The following is a 14,515-nucleotide window of genomic DNA, read 5'->3' on the forward strand; positions in this document are numbered from 1 at the left end:
AGACTCCAGTGGCCAGGCAGAGCCCTGGTTAGAAACTATTGAATGAAAAAAACCGCCATCCCTTACACAGCAATGGCGGGTTTTTCCGTTCAGATTTCAGGTCACACGGTATCCACCTTCAACGAATGATCGTTGAGCATGCCGTTGATGATGGTCGCCGTGTCATGCCCGCTCGCGACCACCCCACCCGCTCCCGGCGTGACACCGTATTGGCTGGCGAGGTCGACGCCGGCCAGGTCGATGGTCTGGTTCGGTGCGGCGCCGGCCATGGCGCTGACGTCGATGCTGGTCACCGTCGACGCCCCGCTGCCGGTGACGGTGAAGTGCAGGTAGTCGTCCAGCGAAGCCGTGGTGCCGTTCTCCCCTTGCAGCAGTTGCGACAGGTCGAGCTTGTCGGTGCCGGGCGTGAAGTCGGTGATCACGTCATGACCGCTGTTGCCCTTGAGCCACTGGAAGGTGTCGGCCCCTGCCCCGCCGCTGAGGGTGTTGTTGCCCAGGCCACCGATCAGCAAGTCATCGCCACCCCCGCCATTGAGGATGTCGTTGCCCAGGCCGCCGTTGATCACGTTGTTGGTGTTATCGCCGCTCAGGGTGTCGTTGAAGTTAGAGCCGGTGAGGTTTTCGATAGCCATCAGGGTGTCCGTGCCCGCGCCGAGGGTGTTCTGCGCAGCGAGCAGGCTGAGGTCGACCGTGACCCCGGCGGTGGCGTGGGCATAGCTGGCCGTGTCGATGCCCGTACCGCCATCCAGGGTGTCATTGCCCGGGCCGCTGTAGAGCAAGTCATTGCCGGCGTCGCCGTGCAGTTCGTTGTTGCCGGAGCCGGCGGTGAGCACATCGTTGCCTTCGCCGGCATTGATGATGTTGCTGCCCGTGCCCGCCACCAGGATGTCATCCCCGCTGGTGCCGGTGAGGGTGTGGCCGTCCTGATAGCTGATGGTCAGGTTAGCCGAGTCGCTGCCGCCATGGTTGTCGTTGGCGGTGTAGGTGCCGTGGAAATCCGGGGCAATGTCATGGGCCCCGGCGTAGTTGACGGTCATGGTCAGTTGATAGTTTTCAGAACCGTTGCCACCCGAGCTGTTGGGGATGTTGATGACGTGGATCTGGTAGGTCCCATCCCCTGTCGCCGTAATGGTCTGGCCGTCGGTGATGGAGGTGAACCCACCGCCGTTGACCGAGTACTCCATGCTGATACGCCCGGCCGCCAGGTTGTGATTCAGGTTGAGGGTTTCGCCGTCCTTGAGGTTGACGGTAATGAAGTCGTCACCGGTATTGCTGCCGACCGAACCCAGCGCGCCACTGACCACCAGCATAGCGGTCATGGCCACTGCGTCGGCGACGAAGGCACTGCGGGCTATGGTCACGGTCTTCGCATTGTTGCCGGTGAAACCGAAGCTCGGATTGGTGCCAATGAAGTCCGCTCCCCTCGCTATCCAGCCGGTATTGAAGGAGGTCGGAGTCGCCGAGAGCTGATCGCCGTTAGGGTCGGTGTCGTTGGCCAGCAACAGTTCGCCCGGTACCACGACGGTGCCCGAGAGCACGTTGGTGATGACGTGGTCATCGGCGGCCACTGGCGGTGCGTTCGGAATGACTTTGATCGTCAGGGTGGAGCTGGCCAGGTCGCCGTCGTTGTCGCTGACGGTGAATCCGATGTTTTCGGTGATCACCACCGAGGTGGTTTTCTGCGAAATGTAGGTGTATTCGCCGGTATCCAGATTGACCAGCAAGGTACCGCTGTTGTTGGTGGCAATGCTCAACGTGTTGTTTACGGTGTTGAACGTGCCATGGTTGACGCCGCCGCTGTAGGTCAGCGCCCCCTGATTGCTGTTGCCGCTCGGATCGTAGGTGTACGTGGTGCCGTCCACCGTGATGGTCTTGATGAAGCCGCCGTCGGCGCCGAATGTACCGCCCTCGCCCAGCAGCGAACCGGTCACCGGTGCGCCGATCACAGTGCCGGACAGCACCGAGTTGAGCTGGTTGAGGTCGGTCACCACCACCGAATTGGTGTTGGTGTGGCTGCTGCCGTCATAGGCCAGTGGATTGAGGTTGGCGTTGCTCACACCGCTGCCCAGGCCGATCGCGTAGTTCTTGATGTTGTTGGCATCGAGGAAGGCTTTCAGCGCGGTTTCGTCGGCGGTGCCGATTTCCTGGCCGGTGGTGGGCTTGCCGTCGGAGAAGAAGTAGCCGACGTTTTGTGCACCGGTCAGTTTGCCCGAAGTGTTGAACGCGGTCTGCATGGTCGCCACCGCCGCGTCGTAGTTGGTGCCGCCGTCCGCAGTCAGACCGGCGAGTAGCGTCTTGGCGGTGGCGACATCGACCCACACCGAGGTCCTGTCGGTGGCGCTGCTGCTGAAGGTGACGAGCTGCACTTTTACATCGCCCAGATCGTCGTATTTATCCAGCAAGGCGCTGATGGCCTGCTTGGCCAGGGCCAGGCGCGACAGGCCCGGTACGCCGGAAGCGTCGGCCATACTGCCGGAGACGTCGAGCACGATCAGCAGGTTGGAATCGATTTCCACCGCCGCCACCGAGCGATCCGATGCCACCGCCTTGGGCACGTCATCGACAATGTTGACCACGATGGTGCTGGTGCTGCTGTTGCCCGACGCATCGGTGGCCTTGTAGGTGAAGCTTTCAGTCAGACTGTTCGGACCGTCGTTGGCATTCGGCGAGGTTTTTGGCGCCGAGGTCAGGGTGTAGGTGTAGCTGCCGTCGGGGTTGAGCAGGATCTGCCCGTAGGTGCCGGTGGCGCTGCCGACCAGGGTGTAGGTGAGCGCGCCGCTGGCACCCGAGACAGATCCGACCAGGGTCCCGGACGCGGTTTCACCGGTATTGCCCGGGTCGCTGCCGGTGACCGTACCGGCGGCCAGGTCCTGGCCGCCTTGGCTCAGGTCGAGGGCTTTTTCGTAGACCGTCACGTCGCTATCGGGGTTGGCCTTGATAATGCTGTTGGCCACATCGATGGTGATGGTGGTGGTGCTTTCATCGCCATCGGCGTCGCGCACGGTGTAGGTGAACGTGTCCGTGGCCCCGGCAGCGCCGACCGAATCCGGGTTACTGTGATACACCGCGTTGCCGTTGGCATCGAGGGTCAGGTAACCGTAGGTGCCGTTGATCGGGTTACCCAGCCCGCCGACTGCCGAGGTCGCGGTATTGCCGCCGGCGCGCACGCCGACCACCGTCGCCGGACCATCGGCGCCGCTGATGTCATTGCCCAGCACACCGATATTGACCGTGCCGCCCTCCGTTACCGACGACGAGTCAGGTTTGGCGCTCGGCAAGTCATCGACGATGTTGACGTTGATCTGCCCGTTCGCAATGTCGCCATCGGTGTCGGTGGCTACGACGTTGATGTTCTCGATGAGGTTGTTGGTGCCGTTGGCCGTTGGATGGGCTTCGTTATCGTTGAGGGTGTAGCTGTAGCTGATCACACCAGTGGCCGGGTTGTATCCGGTAATGGTCAAGGTGCTGCCCAGCGGCGTGACGGCGGTTTGCGGGAAGCCGGCGGCCACGCCTGCGCTGACGACAGTGATGCCGCCCACGGTCAGGGTTTGCAGGCCGTCGAGGGCGGTGACCGTGAAGGTGCCGCTCTGGATCAGGGCCGGGGCGTTGGGGTTGGTGCCGTCACTGAGGTTTTTCTCGTAGACCGTCAGCTCGCCGCCATACACGTCAAGGCCGTTGAGGGTGACCTTATCGTCGTTATTATAGACGTTCAGCACCAGGTTGGCGGTGCTGATGTCACCGTCGGCGTCCGTGAGGGTGTAGGTGAAGGTTTCGGTATCGCTGCCACCGCCATGCAGGTTTTTGAAGTCCGCACTATTGGGATTGAGCGTGTAGGTGTAGGTGCCGTTGGCATTGAGCACCAGCGTGCCATAGGTACCGGTGAAGGTGCCTGGGGTGACCGGGCCGGCATTCGGGCCAACGGCGACTTTATCAGCGCCGATCACGTCGTTGCCGAACACATCGCCGCTGAGGCTTTGCGCTGTCTCCGAAGCGGTGCCGAGGTTGCTGTCGTTCATCGCTTTAGGCACGTCATCGACAATGTCCACCACGATGGTGCTGGTGACGATATTGCCCAGCGAGTCGGTAGCCTGATAGTTGAAGGTCTCGTGCATCACGTTCGGGCCGTCATTGGCGTTCGGTGTGGTGCTCGGCGGGGTCGTCAGGGTGTAGGTGTAGGTGCCGTTGGCGTTGAGCTGAATCTGTCCGTATGCCCCCACGTTGCTACCGACCAGGGCGTAGGTGATCGCGCCGACGGCGTGAGTGACCGAGCCCACCAGTGTGCCGGAAGCGGTTTCGCCCGTGCTGGTCGGATCGCTGCCGACGACCGTACCGGCTGCCAGGTCCTGGCCGCCCTGGCTCAGGTCGAGGGCTTTTTCGTAGACCGTCACATCGTTGTCGCTGACCGCTTTCAGGCAGCTGTTGTAGACGTCGATGGTGATGGTGGTGGTGCTTTCGTCACCATCGGAATCGCGCACGGTATAGGTGAACACATCCACCGCGCCAGGGCCGCTCACCGCGTTAGGCGTGCTGTGGTACACGGCGTTGCCGTTGGCATCGAGGGTCAGGTAACCGTAGGTGCCGTTGATCGGGTTGCCCAGCCCGCCGATGGCCGAGGTTGATGTATCGCTACCCGCGCGCACGCCGACCACGGCGCCAGCAGCAGCCGGACCATCGGCACCACCGATGTCGTTGTCCAGCACATTGCCGCTGACGGTGCCGCCCTCCTGCACCGAGTCCGCATCAGCTTTGGCGGTCGGCAGGTCGTCGATGATGTTGACGTTGATCTGCCCGTTCGCGATGTCGCCATCGGTGTCGGTAGCGACGACGTTGATGTTCTCGATGAGGCTGTTGATGCCGTCGGCGGTTGGATGGGCTTCGTTGTCGTTCAGGGTGTAGCTGTAGCTGATCACGCCGGTGGTTGGGTTGTAGCCGGTGATGGTCAGGGTGCTGCCCAACGGCGTGACGGCAGTTTGCGGGAACCCGGCGACCACGCCACCGCTGACCACGGCGATGCCGCCGACGGTCAGGGTTTGCAGGCCGTCGAGGGCGGTGACCGTGAACGTGCCGTTTTGGGTCAGGGCCGGAGCGTTAGGGTCGGTGCCGTCAATGAGGTTTTTCTCGTAGACCGTCAGCTCGCCGCCGTACACGTTGAGGCCGTTGAGGACCACTGGATCGTCGTTGTTGTGGATCTGCAGCACCAGATTGGCGGTGCTGCTGTCGCCGTCCGCGTCGGTGATGGTGTAGGTGAAGGTTTCCGTGCCGTCACCACCGCCGTGCAGGGCTTTGAAGTCGGCATCGCTGGTGTTGAGGGTGTAGGTGTAGGTGCCGTTGGCATTCAGCACCAAAGTGCCGTAGGTGCCGGTGAAAGTGCCAGGGGTGATCGGGCCAGTGCTTTCTCCAATGGTTACCCGGTCGGCGCCTTGCACGTCGTTGGTCAGTACGTTGCCGTTGAGGGTCAGCAAGGTTTCCGAGGCGGTGCCATTGCTGTCGTTCATGCCTTTTGGCAGGTCGTCGACGATGTTGACGTCCAATGAACCAGTCGCGGTGGTGCCGTTGTCGTCGACCGCAGTCACGGTGAACTGTTCAGGCAGGGTGTTGGCGCCGTTGGCGGTTGGGTGCGCTTCGTTGTCGTTGAGGGTGTAGCTGTAGCTCACGACACCGGTGGCGGCGTTGAAGCCGGTGATGGTCAACGTGCTGCCCAAGGGGGTAGTGATCGATTGTGGGAACCCGGCGGCCACGCCACCGCTGACCACGGTAATGCCGCCCACGGTCAGGGTTTGCAGGCCATCGAGGGCGGTGACCGTGAAGGTGCCGTTCTGGGTCAGGGCCGGCGCGTTGGGGTTGCTGCCGTCATTGAGGTTTTTCTCGTAGACCGTCAGCTCGCCGCCGTACACGTTGAGGCCGTTGAGGACCACCGGATCGTCGTTGTTATGGATCTGCAGCACCAGGTTGGCGGTGCTGCTGTCGCCGTCCGCGTCGGTGATGGTGTAGGTGAAGGTGTCGGTGCCGTCGCCACCGCCGTGCAGGGCTTTGAAATCAGCATCGCTGGTGTTCAGCGTGTAGGTGTAGGTGCCGTTGGCATTCAGCACCAGAGTGCCGTAAGTGCCGGTGAAAGTGCCGGGGGTGATCGGGCCAGTGCTTTCTCCAATGGTTACCCGGTCGGCGCCTTGCACGTCGTTGGTCAGTACGTTGCCGTTGAGGGTCAGCAAGGTTTCCGAGGCGGTGCCATTGCTGTCGTTCATGCCTTTTGGCAGGTCGTCGACGATGTTGACGTCCAATGAACCCGTCGCGGTGGTGCCGTTGTCGTCGACCGCAGTCACGGTGAACTGTTCAGGCAGGGTGTTGGCGCCGTTGGCGGTTGGGTGCGCTTCGTTGTCGTTGAGGGTGTAGCTGTAGCTCACGACACCGGTGGCGGCGTTGAAGCCGGTGATGGTCAACGTGCTGCCCAAGGGGGTGGTGATCGATTGCGGGAAGCCGGCGGCTACGCCTGCGGTGACCACGGCGATGCCGCCGACGGTCAGGGTCGTGACGCCATCCAGGGCAGTGACGGTGAAGGTGCCGTTCTGGGTCAGGGCTGGCGCGTTGGGGTTGCTGCCGTCATTGAGGTTTTTCTCGTAGACCGTCAGCTCGCCGCCGTACACGTTGAGGCCGTTGAGGACCACTGGATCGTCGTTGTTGTGGATCTGCAGCACCAGATTGGCGGTGCTGCTGTCGCCGTCCGCGTCGGTGATGGTGTAGGTGAAGGTCTCGGTGCCGTCACCACCGCCGTGCAGAGCTTTGAAGTCGGCATCGCTGGTGTTGAGGGTGTAGGTGTAAGTGCCGTTGGCGTTCAGCACCAGAGTGCCGTAAGTGCCGGTGAAAGTGCCAGGGGTGATCGGGCCAGTGCCTTCACCAATGGTCACCCGGTCGGCGCCTTGCACGTCGTTGGTCAGCACGTTGCCGTTGAGGGTCAGCAAGGTTTCCGAGGCGGTGCCATTGCTGTCGTTCATGCCTTTTGGCAGGTCGTCGACGATGTTGACGTCCAATGAACCCGTCGCGGTGGTGCCGTTGTCGTCGACCGCAGTCACGGTGAACTGTTCAGGCAGGGTGTTGGCGCCGTTGGCGGTTGGGTGCGCTTCGTTGTCGTTGAGGGTGTAGCTGTAGCTCACGACACCGGTGGCGGCGTTGAAGCCGGTGATGGTCAACGTGCTGCCCAAGGGGGTGGTGATCGATTGCGGGAAGCCGGCGGCTACGCCTGCGGTGACCACGGCGATGCCGCCGACGGTCAGGGTCGTGACGCCATCCAGGGCAGTGACGGTGAAGGTGCCGTTCTGGGTCAGGGCTGGCGCGTTGGGGTTGCTGCCGTCATTGAGGTTTTTCTCGTAGACCGTCAGCTCGCCGCCGTACACGTTGAGGCCGTTGAGGACCACCGGATCGTCGTTGTTATGGATCTGCAGCACCAGGTTGGCGGTGCTGCTGTCGCCGTCCGCGTCGGTGATGGTGTAGGTGAAGGTGTCGGTGCCGTCGCCACCGCCGTGCAGGGCTTTGAAGTCGGCATCGCTGGTGTTGAGGGTGTAGGTGTAAGTGCCGTTGGCGTTCAGCACCAGAGTGCCGTAAGTGCCGGTGAAAGTGCCGGGGGTGATCGGGCCAGTGCTTTCTCCAATGGTTACCCGGTCGGCGCCTTGCACGTCGTTGGTCAGTACGTTGCCGTTGAGGGTCAGCAAGGTTTCCGAGGCGGTGCCATTGCTGTCGTTCATGCCTTTTGGCAGGTCGTCGACGATGTTGACGTCCAATGAACCAGTCGCGGTGGTGCCGTTGTCGTCGACCGCAGTCACGGTGAACTGTTCAGGCAGGGTGTTGGCGCCGTTGGCGGTTGGGTGCGCTTCGTTGTCGTTGAGGGTGTAGCTGTAGCTCACGACACCGGTGGCGGCGTTGAAGCCGGTGATGGTCAACGTGCTGCCCAAGGGGGTGGTGATCGATTGCGGGAAGCCGGCGGCTACGCCTGCGGTGACCACGGCGATGCCGCCGACGGTCAGGGTCGTGACGCCATCCAGGGCAGTGACGGTGAAGGTGCCGTTCTGGGTCAGGGCTGGCGCGTTGGGGTTGCTGCCGTCATTGAGGTTTTTCTCGTAGACCGTCAGCTCGCCGCCGTACACGTTGAGGCCGTTGAGGACCACCGGATCGTCGTTGTTATGGATCTGCAGCACCAGGTTGGCGGTGCTGCTGTCGCCGTCCGCGTCGGTGATGGTGTAGGTGAAGGTGTCGGTGCCGTCGCCACCGCCGTGCAGGGCTTTGAAGTCGGCATCGCTGGTGTTGAGGGTGTAGGTGTAAGTGCCGTTGGCGTTGAGTACCAAAGTGCCGTAGGTGCCGGTGAAAGTGCCAGGGGTGATCGGGCCAGTGCCTTCACCAATGGTCACCCGGTCGGCGCCTTGCACGTCGTTGGTCAGCACGTTGCCGTTGAGGGTCAGCAAGGTTTCCGAAGCGGTGCCATTGCTGTCGTTCACGCCTTGAGGCAGGTCATCGACGATGTTCACGTCGAGGCTGCCCGTGGCCGTGGTGCCGTTGTCATCGACCAGAGTCACGGCAAACTGCTCAGGCAGTGCGTTGGCGCCGTTGGCGGTCGGATGCGCTTCGTTGTCGTTGAGGGTGTAGCTGTAACTCACGACACCGGTGGCCGCATTGAAGCCGGTGATGGTCAGCGTGCTGCCCAGCGGGGTGGTGATCGATTGCGGGAAGCCGGCGGCCACACCCGCGGTGACCACGGCAATACCGCCGACGGTCAGGGTGGTGACACCGTCCAGTGCAGTAACGGTGAAGGTACCGTTCTGGGTCAGCGCCGTGGCATCCGGTGCGCTGCCGTCGCCGAGGTTTTTCTCGAAAACGGTGAGTTCGCCACCCTCGACGTTCAAACCACCAATCGTCACCGGATCGTCGTTGTTGTGGATCTGCAGCACCAGGTTCGCGATGCTGCTGTCGCCGTCCGCGTCGGTGATGGTGTAGGTGAAGGTCTCGGTGCCGTCGCCACCACCGTGCAACGCTTTGAAATCCGCGTCGCTGGTGTTCAGCGTGTAGGTGTAGGTGCCGTTGGCGTTGAGTACCAAAGTGCCGTAGGTGCCGGTGAAAGTGCCAGGGGTGATCGGGCCAGTGCCTTCACCAATGGTCACCCGGTCGGCGCCTTGCACGTCGTTGGTCAGCACGTTGCCGTTGAGGGTCAGCAAGGTTTCCGAGGCTGTGGAAGCGTTGCTGTCGTTCACGCCTTGAGGCAGGTCATCGACGATGTTCACGTCGAGGCTGCCCGTGGCCGTGGTGCCGTTGTCATCGACCAGAGTCACGGCAAACTGCTCAGGCAGTGCGTTGGCGCCGTTGGCGGTCGGATGCGCTTCGTTGTCGTTGAGGGTGTAGCTGTAACTCACGACACCGGTGGCCGCATTGAAGCCGGTGATGGTCAGCGTGCTGCCCAGCGGGGTGGTGATCGATTGCGGGAAGCCGGCGGCCACACCCGCGGTGACCACGGCAATACCGCCGACGGTCAGGGTGGTGACACCGTCCAGTGCAGTAACGGTGAAGGTACCGTTCTGGGTCAGCGCCGTGGCATCCGGTGCGCTGCCATCGCCGAGGTTTTTCTCGAAAACGGTGAGTTCGCCGCCCTCGACGTTCAAACCACCAATCGTCACCGGATCGTCGTTGTTGTGGATCTGCAGCACCAGGTTCGCGGTGCTGCTGTCGCCGTCCGCGTCGGTGATGGTGTAGGTGAAGGTGTCCGTACCATCACCACCGCCGTGCAGGGCTTTGAAATCGGCATCGCTGGTGTTGAGGGTGTAGGTGTAAGTGCCGTTGGCGTTCAGTACCAGGGTGCCGTAGGTGCCGGTGAAGGTGCCAGGGGTGATTGGGCCAGTGCCTTCACCAATGGTTACCCGGTCGGCGCCTTGCACGTCGTTGGTCAGCACGTTGCCGTTGAGGGTCAGCAAGGTTTCCGAGGCGGTACCATTGCTGTCGTTCACGCCTTGAGGCAGGTCATCGACGATGTTCACGTCGAGGCTGCCCGTGGCCGTGGTGCCGTTGTCATCGACCAGAGTCACGGCGAACTGCTCAGGCAATGTGTTGGCGCCATTAGCCGTCGGATGCGCTTCGTTGTCGTTGAGGGTGTAGCTGTAACTCACGACACCGGTGGCCGCATTGAAGCCGGTGATGGTCAGCGTGCTGCCCAGCGGGGTGGTGATCGATTGCGGGAAGCCGGCGGCCACACCCGCGGTGACCACGGCAATACCGCCGACGGTCAGGGTGGTGACACCGTCCAGTGCAGTAACGGTGAAGGTACCGTTCTGGGTCAGCGCCGTGGCATCCGGTGCGCTGCCATCGCCGAGGTTTTTCTCGAAAACGGTGAGTTCGCCGCCCTCGACGTTCAAACCACCAATCGTCACCGGATCGTCGTTGTTGTGGATCTGCAGCACCAGGTTCGCGGTGCTGCTGTCGCCGTCCGCGTCGGTGATGGTGTAGGTGAAGGTGTCCGTACCATCACCACCGCCGTGCAGGGCTTTGAAATCGGCATCGCTGGTGTTCAGCGTGTAGGTGTAAGTGCCGTTGGCGTTCAGTACCAGGGTGCCGTAGGTGCCGGTGAAGGTGCCAGGGGTGATTGGGCCAGTGCCTTCACCAATGGTTACCCGGTCGGCGCCTTGCACGTCGTTGGTCAGCACGTTGCCGTTGAGGGTCAGCAAGGTTTCCGAGGCGGTACCATTGCTGTCGTTCACGCCTTGAGGCAGGTCATCGACGATGTTCACGTCGAGGCTGCCCGTGGCCGTGGTGCCGTTGTCATCGACCAGAGTCACGGCGAACTGCTCAGGCAATGTGTTGGCGCCATTAGCCGTCGGATGCGCTTCGTTGTCGTTGAGGGTGTAGCTGTAACTCACCACACCGGTCGCGGCGTTGAAGCCGGTGATGGTCAGGGTGCTGCCCAACGGGGTGGTGATCGATTGCGGGAAGCCGGCGGCCACACCCGCGGTGACCACGGCAATACCGCCGACGGTCAGGGTGGTGACACCGTCCAGTGCAGTAACGGTGAAGGTACCGTTCTGGGTCAGCGCCGTGGCATCCGGTGCGCTGCCATCGCCGAGGTTTTTCTCGAAAACGGTGAGTTCGCCGCCCTCGACGTTCAAACCACCAATCGTCACCGGATCGTCGTTGTTGTGGATCTGCAGCACCAGGTTCGCGGTGCTGCTGTCGCCGTCCGCGTCGGTGATGGTGTAGGTGAAGGTGTCCGTACCATCACCACCGCCGTGCAGGGCTTTGAAATCGGCATCGCTGGTGTTCAGCGTGTAGGTGTAGGTGCCGTTGGCATTCAGCACCAGGGTGCCGTAGGTACCGGTGAAGGTGCCGGGAGTGATCGGCCCGCTGTTTTCACCAACCGGCACACGGTCAGCGCCTTGCACATCGTTGGTCAGCACGTTGCCGTTCAGCGTCAGCAGGGTTTCCGAAGCAATGCCATTGTTGTCATCGACTGCTTCGGGCACGTCATCGATGATGGTGAGATCCAGCGTACCGGTAGCGCTGTCGCCATTGCTGTCGCTGGCCACCACGGTAACGCGCTCGGTAAGACTATTGGCACCCTCGCCGCTTGCATGGGTTTCGGCACGGTTGAGGGTGTAGCTGTAACTGACCACGCCCGTGGCCGGGTTGTAGCCGGTGAAGGTCAGGGTGCTGCCCAGAGGGGTGGTGATCGACTGCGCAGAACCTGCCGCCACACCGCCGCTGATCACATTGATGCCGCCGATGCTCAGGCTGGTCAGCCCGTCTGGCGCATTGATGGTGAAGGTGCCACTTCGCGTCAGCGAACCTTCGTTCCTCACCGAACCGTCGGTCAGGTTGGCTTCATTGACAGTCCGCTCGCCGTTCTGCCCCGACAGACCTTCGAAGGTGACCGGATTGTTCGGCACCTCGGGCGTCACTGGCGGCACCACAGGGGTATCGGCCGCTACGGCGTCATTGTCCGGTTCAGCGTTCAGGCGTTCTTCGGGAAATTCGGGAATGCCATTGAAACCGGCAGTGGGGAAACCGATGGTGGGATCGACTCGCCCGCCCACTTCTTCGAGCATGACGAAACTATGGCCGCTACCCTGGACGCCGCCCGGTACACCGCTAGTCGTAGACGGCCCGGCAGCGGTGGCTTCAGCGGTTTGGGTCGGGTCGTCGCCCGCCGCAATGGCTTTTTGCAGCTGTTCGACATCCGTCAGTTGCGCCTGGCTCGGCGTCACCGCCTCGGACGAGTGCACGTGGGGAATCTGATTGGCGAGCAATTGCGGGGTCATCTGCATGCTGCTGCCGCGCCCGAGGGTCAGTTCCTGGCCATTTTGCAGATGCACCGCTACCGCGCCTTCGGCGCCTGTGCTCAGTTGGTCGCCGGCGAACAGCTTGTCCCCCTCGACCAGCGCGCGCCGGGTGCCGTCGCTCGCAACAGCGAACACCTGACCGATGACCTTACTGACGATTCCAATGAGCGTAGCCATGTGCACTTCCTCCGCTGCCAACCGCTGTCGGCACCTTGTTTGTGCGAAGAACGTGCTCATGGCTCAAGCGGGTTGTCTGGCGGATCGTGTTCCGGGCCACGGTTTACTTGAGTAAGCCGTGGCCCTGGCAACATCTCGCCCAGCCATTCGCTCACGGCGCTGTTTACGGTTTGGGGAAAACTCCTCTGCAATCAATGGCATCGGATCCCTGTGCGCAACAACGTTGCCTGTGAACGATGCGTAACGATCTTGAATCACCAAGGTGACAAAAAACCGTCACCTCCAGATCGCTAGCGTCCCTCCCCTCCAGCACTTCTCCGCTCTATGTCGATAAGTGGATTGGAACTTTCCTCAAGCCCCGATGAGCGCCCCAGAGCTCATAAAACAAGGGCTTTCGAATTGAACAATGTGCTGGATTTCGCAGAGCGCATAAGTTTTTTTTGGCATAACCGTTATGAAAAAAATTTCTTAGCTACGCTTCAGAATGTTCTTAGCTCTTTTGTTAAAGAGATGAAACAACTTTACCTATAAATGCCGTCAAATAATTGGCGACTGATAAGCACCATCAGGAATCAGGGAGATGTACATGCGCCTATTAACCCCCCTCTGCAGCGCGGTTCTTTTGGCCATTGCCTGCTCGTCCCAGGCTCAGGCCATGACGCTGACCGAAGCAATCCAGAGCACCATCGCGACGCACCCGGAACTGGCATCCCGGGTGGACAGCCGTCTGTCGGCTGACGAAGACGTGAAGGTCGCGAAAGGGGGCTTTTATCCATCGGTAGATCTGAACGCCGCTTACGGGCGCGGGTACAGCGATAACACCAATACCCGGGCGCTCGGCAATCACCACACCGAAATTCTCAACTACACCCAGTCGGAATTGCGCCTGCGGCAAATGCTTTTTGACGGGTTCAACACCGCCAATGAAGTCGATCGCACCAAAGGCGTGGTCAACTCGCGAGCCTATTACGCACAGGGTACGGCTCAGGATCTGGCCCTGCGCACCACCGAGGTCTACCTCGAGGTGCTCAAGCGCCGCGAACTGGTGACCCTGGCCAAGAACAACCTGCAAGCGCACTTGCGGGTCAACGACCAGATCGGCCTGCGCACCCAGCGTGGCGTGGGTAGCAACGCCGATGCCGACCAGTCCAGCGCTCGCCGGGCACTGGCAGAAAACAACCTCGACACCGCCGAAGTCGATCTGGCTGACGCCGAGTCCAACTTTTACGCCGTTGTCGGGCGTATGCCCGATGAACTCGAAACCCCGCCATCGATTCGCGGCGAAGTCCCTGCCTCCCTGCCCGAAGCCCAGCAGAGCATGGTGGAAAACAACCCTTACCTGAAATCCGCCCAGGCCGACGTGCAATCGGCCGAAAGCCAGTACGAAGTTGCCAAGTCGCCCTTCTACCCACGCCTTGACGCCGAGGCGGCAGTGGGCGCGAACAACAACGTGCAGGGTGACGAAGGCCACGACAACGAGTGGCGGGTCGGCGTGGTAATGAACTACAACCTGTTCCGCGGCGGCAGTGACAAGGCGCGCCTGGCCTCCGACGCGCACAAGATCAACCAGGCCATGGACATTCGCAACAATGCCCTGCGCCAGCTCAACGAAAATATTCACCTGGCCTGGAACGCCATGGTCAATGCCAAGAAACAAACCCCGACCGCCCGTGAATACGCCGACACCAGCAAGCGCGTACGCATCGCCTATCAGGATCAGTTCGGCCTCGGCCAGCGGACCCTGCTTGACCTGCTCGACAGCGAAAACGAACTCTACAACGCCAACCGCCGCTACACCGAAGTGCGCTACACCGAAGAGTTTTCGATGTACCGCATCCTGGCGAACATGGGCCAGTTGTTGAGCAAACAACGGGTCGTACTGCCCGCCGACGCGATCGCCCAGACCGAAGTGAAAAACGAAGCTCGTCTGCCGGAAATGAAATAACCAAGTACCCGTGCGGGAACTGCGGCAGGCTGTGATCTTTTGACTTTGCTTTTGAGCAAACACGATCAAAAGATCCCAGCCTGCGGCAGCT

General features: G+C 61.6%; 2 protein-coding genes. One reads left to right on the forward strand and one right to left on the reverse strand.

Annotated features, from left to right (window positions below; all coding sequences use genetic code 11):
- Positions 1–101: 101 nt before the first annotated feature.
- Positions 102–12,479, reverse strand: coding sequence for a retention module-containing protein (locus tag ACXX83_RS17170; RefSeq protein ID WP_458549149.1), 12,378 nt, complete (start codon positions 12,477–12,479; stop codon positions 102–104).
- Between the two features lie 586 nt (positions 12,480–13,065).
- Here ACXX83_RS17170 and ACXX83_RS17175 point away from each other — a divergent pair.
- Positions 13,066–14,424: a TolC family outer membrane protein gene (locus ACXX83_RS17175; RefSeq protein ID WP_458549150.1), complete on the forward strand. Its 1,359-nt coding sequence runs from the start codon at positions 13,066–13,068 to the stop codon at positions 14,422–14,424.
- Positions 14,425–14,515: the final 91 nt, after the last annotated feature.

It is taken from the genome of Pseudomonas sp. GNP012 (genome assembly GCF_054343835.1).

What these genes read in the sequence shown, in the direction of transcription:
- ACXX83_RS17170 (WP_458549149.1), bottom strand. Translation starts at nt 12,479, where the DNA reads ATGGCTACGCTCATTGGAATCGTCAGTAAGGTCATCGGTCAGGTGTTC.
- ACXX83_RS17175 (WP_458549150.1), top strand. Translation starts at nt 13,066, where the DNA reads ATGCGCCTATTAACCCCCCTCTGCAGCGCGGTTCTTTTGGCCATTGCC.